This window comes from Mesorhizobium sp. M7A.F.Ca.CA.004.04.2.1, from assembly GCF_004022825.1.
Lineage (GTDB): Bacteria > Pseudomonadota > Alphaproteobacteria > Rhizobiales > Rhizobiaceae > Mesorhizobium.
In genome coordinates, this window is record NZ_RZPH01000251.1 from 1 (window position 1) to 6,456 (window position 6,456).

Annotated in this window: 9 protein-coding genes; 8 read left to right on the plus strand and 1 reads right to left on the minus strand. The window is 63.1% G+C overall.

The annotated features are described in order from the left end of the window. From EN893_RS13635 to EN893_RS13645, 3 genes are all read left to right on the plus strand, one after another. Positions 1 to 375: aldo/keto reductase (locus EN893_RS13635; protein WP_206640116.1), on the plus strand; the 375-nt coding region annotated here is incomplete at its 5' end. Beyond that, positions 372 to 800 carry a DUF4440 domain-containing protein gene (locus EN893_RS13640; protein ID WP_127266587.1) on the plus strand — a complete coding sequence of 143 codons (429 nt, stop codon included), beginning with the start codon at positions 372 to 374 and terminating at the stop codon, positions 798 to 800. The genes EN893_RS13635 and EN893_RS13640, both read left to right, overlap by 4 nt. A 48-nt stretch (positions 801 to 848) precedes the next feature. After that, complete coding sequence (locus tag EN893_RS13645) at positions 849 to 2,108, plus strand: ABC transporter substrate-binding protein (RefSeq protein WP_127266586.1); 1,260 nt, start codon at positions 849 to 851, stop codon at positions 2,106 to 2,108. 187 nt (positions 2,109 to 2,295) lie between these two features. On the opposite strand, the gene pcaQ is transcribed toward EN893_RS13645, so the two are convergent. After that, a complete protein-coding gene (gene pcaQ, locus EN893_RS13650; protein ID WP_127266585.1) occupies positions 2,296 to 3,213 on the minus strand; it encodes a pca operon transcription factor PcaQ in 918 nt (305 codons plus the stop codon). Between the two features lie 92 nt (positions 3,214 to 3,305). Here pcaQ and pcaD point away from each other — a divergent pair, with 92 nt between their 5' ends. The 5 genes from pcaD to EN893_RS13675 form a co-directional block, all read left to right on the plus strand. Beyond that, positions 3,306 to 4,115: a 3-oxoadipate enol-lactonase gene (gene pcaD, locus EN893_RS13655; RefSeq protein WP_127266584.1), complete on the plus strand. Its 810-nt coding sequence runs from the start codon at positions 3,306 to 3,308 to the stop codon at positions 4,113 to 4,115. After that, positions 4,108 to 4,515, plus strand: a complete 408-nt coding sequence (gene pcaC / locus EN893_RS13660) for a 4-carboxymuconolactone decarboxylase (RefSeq protein WP_127266583.1) — start codon at positions 4,108 to 4,110, stop codon at positions 4,513 to 4,515. Before pcaD ends, pcaC begins: the two co-directional genes overlap by 8 nt. Next, on the plus strand, positions 4,505 to 5,260 hold the full coding sequence (gene pcaH, locus EN893_RS13665; RefSeq protein ID WP_127266582.1) for a protocatechuate 3,4-dioxygenase subunit beta: 756 nt from the start codon (positions 4,505 to 4,507) through the stop codon (positions 5,258 to 5,260). The genes pcaC and pcaH overlap by 11 nt, the downstream gene beginning before the upstream one ends. Then, entirely contained in the window at positions 5,260 to 5,874 is a 615-nt protein-coding gene (gene pcaG, locus EN893_RS13670) for a protocatechuate 3,4-dioxygenase subunit alpha (protein ID WP_127266581.1), read from the plus strand. The genes pcaH and pcaG overlap by 1 nt, the downstream gene beginning before the upstream one ends. Positions 5,875 to 5,893: 19 nt before the next feature. Then, the coding region (locus EN893_RS13675) for a lyase family protein (protein ID WP_245490828.1) at positions 5,894 to 6,456 on the plus strand (563 nt) is incomplete at its 3' end.

Sequence of the window (6,456 nt, forward strand, 5' to 3'; positions counted from 1 at the left end):
CTCGAAAACCGCTCGCTGGTGAAATACAAGCTGATCATCGACGATTTCGGCGGCTGGGGCCTTTTCCAGCACCTGCTTCAGGCGCTGAAGGCCGTTGGCGACCGCCACGGCGTCGACATCGCCACCATCGCCAGCGCCTGGGTGCTGGAGCAGCCGCAAGTGGCGGCCGTCATCGTCGGCGCCCGCAACCAGGCGCATGCGCTGGCCAATGCAAAGATCATGGACGTTGCGCTCGACGCCGAAGACCGGGCGCGGATTGCCGCTGTCATCGCGCAAGGCACCGGTCTCGAGGGCGACGTCTACACGCTGGAGCGCGACCGTCACGGCCGTCACGGCTCGATCATGCACTACAACCTCAATGCGGGGAAGAAATGAGCGACGAGCCCTCCCTGTTTTCACGCGCCAGCGCCGAAATCATCGACCTGCACCGCTTCTTCGTCGACTGGTTCGTCGCTGCGCGCGCCAACACGGTGGACTTCGGCCGCTTCGAACGCGCCATGGGCAAAGACCTCAGCATGGTGGCGCCGGACGGGCAGATCCTCGACCGCGAAGCGGTCATCGATCATGTCCGCGCAAGCCGCGCTTCCTGCGACGATGGTTTTGCCATTTCGATCGAGGACATCCGGCCCGGCTGGCAGGACGCCGATACCATCGTCGTCCTCTATGTCGAAGCGCAGCTGCGCGCAGGCAAGCACAGCCGCCGCCAGTCCAGTGCCGTCTTCACCACCAGTTCATCGGCGCCCAACGGCGTTGAATGGCGACATCTGCATGAGACCTGGCTGCAGGTGCCGGAACGCTGAACAGGCTCCAGAATTCAAATACAGTCGAGTAACGAAAGGGGAACAACAATGACAAAGACGATACTCCAACTCACCACCGCGCTCGCCCTCGTAACGATGGCGGGTGCTGCGCAAGCCGCCGATTGCAAGATCACCGTCGGCCTCGTCATGGAGCTGACCGGCCCGGCCGGCGAATACGGCCAGGCCGGCGCCAAGTCGGTCGAGATGGCCTTCCGCGACATCAACGGAGCCGGCGGTGTGCGCGGCTGCGATCTCGTCACCGACACGCGCGACAGCCAGAGCCAGGGCAACGTCGCCGTTGACGCCGCCACCCAGCTGGTTCAGGTCAAGAAGGTGCCGGTCATCATCGGCGGCATCATCTCCTCGGTGTCGATCCCGATCCTGACTTCGGTCACCGCACCAGCCAAGATCGTCCAGGTCTCGCCGGCTTCGTCCTCGCCGACGCTGACCGCGCTCGGCCGCGACGGCAAGACCAACGGCATCTTCTTCCGCACCATCACCTCGGATGCGCTGCAGGGCGTCGCCGCCGCCAAATACGCCGTCGACAAGGGTTTCAAGAAGCTGTCGATCATCCATGTCAACAACGATTTCGGCGTCAACATGGTGGCCGAATTCTCACGTGCCTACAAAGCGCTCGGCGGCACCATCGTCTCCGACACGCCCTACAATGAGAAGCAGTCGAGCTATGCCTCGGAAGTCACGGCGGCAATGGCCGGCGAACCGGACGGTCTTTACCTCGTCAGCACGCCGGTCGACGGCGCTACGGTCGCCCGTACCTGGATCTCGCAGGGCGGCGTGCAGAAATTCCTGCTCAATGACGGCATGAACAGCCCTGATTTCATCGAGTCCGTCGGCGCCGACTATCTGAAGGAAGCCTACGGCACGTCCTCCGGCACCAGCCCGACGGCCTCGACGGAGTATTTCACCAAGAACTACAAGGAATTCTCCGGCATCGAACCGACCAATCCGGCGGCCGACCGCTCCTATGACGCCGGCGCGATTGTTGGTCTGGCCATCGCCATTGCCGGTTCTGAGGATCCGGCCAAGATCAAGGATGCGATGTACAAGGCCGTCGATCCGGCCGGCACGCCGATCTTTGCCGGCAAGGAAGAGTTCGCCAAGGCGCTCGGCCTGATCAAGGACGGCAAGCCGATCCGCTATGAAGGTGTCATCGGCCCTGTCGCCTTCGACAAATATGGCGACATCACCGGCCCGTTCCGCCTGTGGAAGATCGTCGACGGCAAGGTGGCAACGGACGGTGAAATGACCACCGACGATGTCAACGCGCTGCAAGCCAAGCTTCAGTAAGACAACTCTCCGGTATCGATCACGATCCATCGTGATCGATACAGGACGATTGTCCTGTTTTACATTGCCGACGGACACGGACGACGTCGCTCAGCGCTTGACCCGAGAAACATCCTCAATCCGGGACGGGTCTTCGACCTCGACCCGACTGCCTTCTGCCGATGACGATCCCGCACAGCCTGACGCATCAGCCGCTTTGCCTTGCCGCTTCGCGGATGGTCTGCAGCAGGATGGAAAAGGCCGGCGAGGGCGCGGTGTCGGTCCGCATGGTCAGGCCGACCGGTCCCTTGGTTTCCTCGGTGTTGACCGGCAGGGCGACGAAGGCGCCGCTGCCGAGTTCATTGGCAACGACGCCAGCCGAAATGATCCAGACGGCATTGCTTTGCCGCAGGAAGGCGCGGCCGAAGGAGTCTGAAACGGTTTCGATCTCGGTTGCCGGCGCCGTCATGCCGTTGGTGATGAACAGGCGGTCGACGAAGGGGCGGATGACCGATTCCCGCGTCGGCATCAGCATCGGGAATTCGTCGAGCCGTGCGAACACATCCTGTCCCGGATCGAGCAGCGGATGTCCGGCTCGCACCACGAACAGCACCGGTTCAGAATAGAGGTGCTCGAAGAAGAAGCCGGTCATGTTTTCCGGCGCCGCCAGCCTTCCGACGACGAGATCGAGCGCTCCGGTGCGCAACTGTTCGAGCAGCACGGCGTTCTCGCCGGTGACGATCTTGATCGCCGCACCTGTGTCCTCCTCGAGGAACAGGCCCATGGCGAGCGGTATCACCCGCGCCGACACTGTCGGCAGCGCACCGATGCGGATCGGGTGCCGGCTGACCGCTCCGTCCTGGCGGACAGAATCGACGCCTTGCTTGAGTGCCGTGATCGCCGTTCCGGCATGGCGAAGAAAGATCTCGCCAATGCGCGTCAGTCGGATGCCACGGCCGTCGCGCTCGACCACCGCAACCCCCAGCGCCCCTTCCAGCTCGCGCAATGTCTTGGTCACTGCCGGCGGGCTGACATGCAGCAAGTCAGCCGCTCGTGCCACGCTTCCCTGCCGCGCGACCTCCAGGAATGCCTGCAAATGGCGGAACCGGATCCGGCTCTCGGACATGAATTAATAACCCATGAGTTAATGAAACGACGCAAAATATCATTTTACCGAACCAAACGCCTTGTGCAATGTGGGGGCGGAGGACCGAAACCGTGCCATTCCTCACCATCGGCGGCATCACGCTGCACCATCGCCACATCAAGGCGAGCGGCAATGCGCGCCCTATCATATTCATCAATTCACTGGGCACCGACTTCCGGATCTGGGACGAAATTGTCTCGGCGCTCGATGGTGAAATGCCGCTGCTGGTCTATGACAAGCGCGGTCACGGGCTGTCCGACATCGGCGACATCAGGTCGATCGACGATCATGTCGATGATCTCTCGGCCCTCATCGATCATTTCGAATTGAGCAAAGTCGTGCTGTGCGGCCTGTCGGTCGGCGGCATGATCGCGCAGGGGCTCTATGCCAGGCGACCTGAAATCGTCGAAGGCCTGATCCTTTGCGACACGGCGCACAAGATCGGCACGACGGACAGCTGGAACACACGCATCGCAACGGTCGAAAGCAAGGGCATCCAGGCGATTGCCGATGGCGTGCTCAAAATGTGGTTCACCCCCGCCTTCCACGCAGCGCGTGTGGCCGAGCTCGACGGCTATAGGAACATGATGACCAGGCAAGCGCTCGCCGGTTACATCGGGACCTGCGCTGCCGTTCGCGATGCCGATTTCACCGATGCCGCACGCCGCATCGCGGTGCCGACACTCTGTGTCGGGGGCGACCAGGATGGCTCGACGCCGCCCGATCTCGTCCGCTCGCTGGCCGAGCTGATCCCCGCCGCGCGCTTCGAGATCATCCGCGACGCCGGACACATTCCTTGCGTCGAACAACCTGAAGCGCTGGTCGCCCTGATCCGCAGTTTTATCGCGTCGCTTGCCCCTGGGACAGCAACCCATGGATGAAGCCCCCGGCGACGCAGCCAGATATCGCAAGGGGCTTGCGGTGCGGCGCTCGGTACTCGGCGACCGGCATGTCGACCGGGCCGAAATCGCCGCCACCGATTTCGACCAGCCTTTCCAGGAGCTGATCACCGAGGCTGCCTGGGGAACCGTGTGGGCGCGGCCGGGCTTCACCAAGCGTGAGCGTTCGATCGTCACGCTGGCGCTGCTGGCCGCACTCGGCCATGATGAGGAGGTCGCCATGCATGTGCGCGCCACCGCCAACACCGGTGCGTCGCGCGACGACATCTGCGAGGCGTTCCTGCATGTCGCCATCTATGCCGGCGTGCCGGCCGCCAACCGTGCCTTCAAGATCGCCAAGGAGGTGTTTTCGGAAATGGACGAGAGCCAGAATGCCCGCTGAGTCCGGCTCGACCCGGAGGCCCGAGACCGGCGCCTTCTTCCAGCGCGACCGGACATGGCATCCGCCGGCTCTGACGCCGAACTATAAAACCTCGGTGCTGCGCTCACCGCAAAAGGCGCCGCTGTCGTTCGACAACACGCTATCGGAGATTGCAGGCCCGGTCTTCGGTCACGCCATGCTCGGCGAACTCGACGCCGACCTGATCCACAATTTCGCCAGGCCCGGCGAGAGCGCGCTCGGTGAGCGCATCCTCGTCTATGGGCGGGTGCTCGACGAACGCGGCGTTGGCGTGCCCGGCGCGCTGCTTGAGTTCTGGCAGGCCAATGCCGGTGGCCGCTATCGCCATAAGAGGGATGGCTATCTGGCGCCACTCGATCCGAATTTTGGCGGTTGTGGCCGAACTATTACAGGCGAGGATGGCTTCTATGCGTTTCGTACCGTCAAGCCCGGTCCCTATCCCTGGCCGAACGGGCCGAACGACTGGCGGCCTTCGCACATCCATTTCTCTGTCTTTGGCCACGGCTTTGCGCAGCGGCTGATCACGCAAATGTATTTCGAGGGCGATCCGCTGATCTGGCGCTGCCCGATCGTGCGCGGCATCCCCGACAAGGCGGCCATTGAGACGCTGATCGCAACGCTCGACATGCAAGCGACGATCCCCTTCGACGCGCGCGCCTACAAGTTCGACATCGTTCTGCGCGGGCGCCGCGCGTCGCGGTTCGAAAACAGGCTGGAGGGCAATTGATGGCCCAGTCGCTCGACCGGCTCAGGGAGAGCCCCTCGCAGACCGCCGGACCCTACGTTCATATCGGGCTGACGCCCAATTTCGGTGGCATCGGCGGCGTCTACCCGACCGACCTCGGCGCGACCATGGTCAACGACAAGACCAAGGGCGAGCGCATCGGCCTGCGCATCCGGGTGCTCGACGGCACCGGCACGCCGCTCAAGGATGCGCTGATCGAGATCTGGCAGGCGGATGCCGACGGGCTCTACAATTCGCCGGCAGAACCGCGCGGCACGGCCGATCCCAACTTCTTCGGCTGGGGCCGTTGCCCGACCGACATGGACACCGGCCTGTGTGCGTTCGAGACGATCAAGCCTGGCCGCGTCCCGTTCAACGATGGTCGCCTGATGGCGCCGCATATCACGCTCTGGATCGTCGCCCGCGGCATCAATCTCGGCCTGCACACAAGACTGTATTTTTCCGATGAGGAAAAGGCCAATGCTGAAGATCCGATCTTTGCGCGGGTCGAGCACCGCCTTCGCGTGCCGACGCTGATCGCCGAGCGCCAAGGCGATATGTATGTCTTCGACGTCCATCTCCAGGGGGAGAAGGAAACGGTCTTCTTCGACAGCTGATGCTCAGGAGGCCTGTGACATGACTGTATCGCCTTTCGACCATCCGCTGCTCTCCGCTCTTCTCGGCGACGAAGAAGCGGCGAGGCATTTTTCCGTCGAGGCGGAAATCGAGGCCATGTTGGCCTTTGAACAGGCGCTGTCGCAAGCGGAGGCCGATAACGGGATAATCTCCAAAGATGCCGAGGCAGCGATCGTGGCGGCGCTTGGCACGTTCCGGCCGAACACGGCTCTGCTGCGAGCCGGGGTCGCCAAAGACGGCGTCATGGTGCCGGAGTTGGTGCGCCAGATCAGGGCGGCGGTCGGCGAACCGCATGGCCAGAAAGTGCATTTCGGCGCGACCAGCCAAGACGTCGTCGACACGGGCCTGATGCTTCGGCTGAAACCCGTCGTCGAGCATCTCGATCTGCTGTTGACCGAAACCGTCATGCGCCTCGCCTCGCTCGAAGAGCGTTTTGGCGGCAGGGCGCTGACCGGCATGACGCGTATGCAGAAGGCGATTCAGATCAAAGTGCATGATCGTGTGGCAGCGTGGCAGGGGCCGCTGCAACGGCACCAGGAAAAGCTGCCGGAACAGTCGAGATG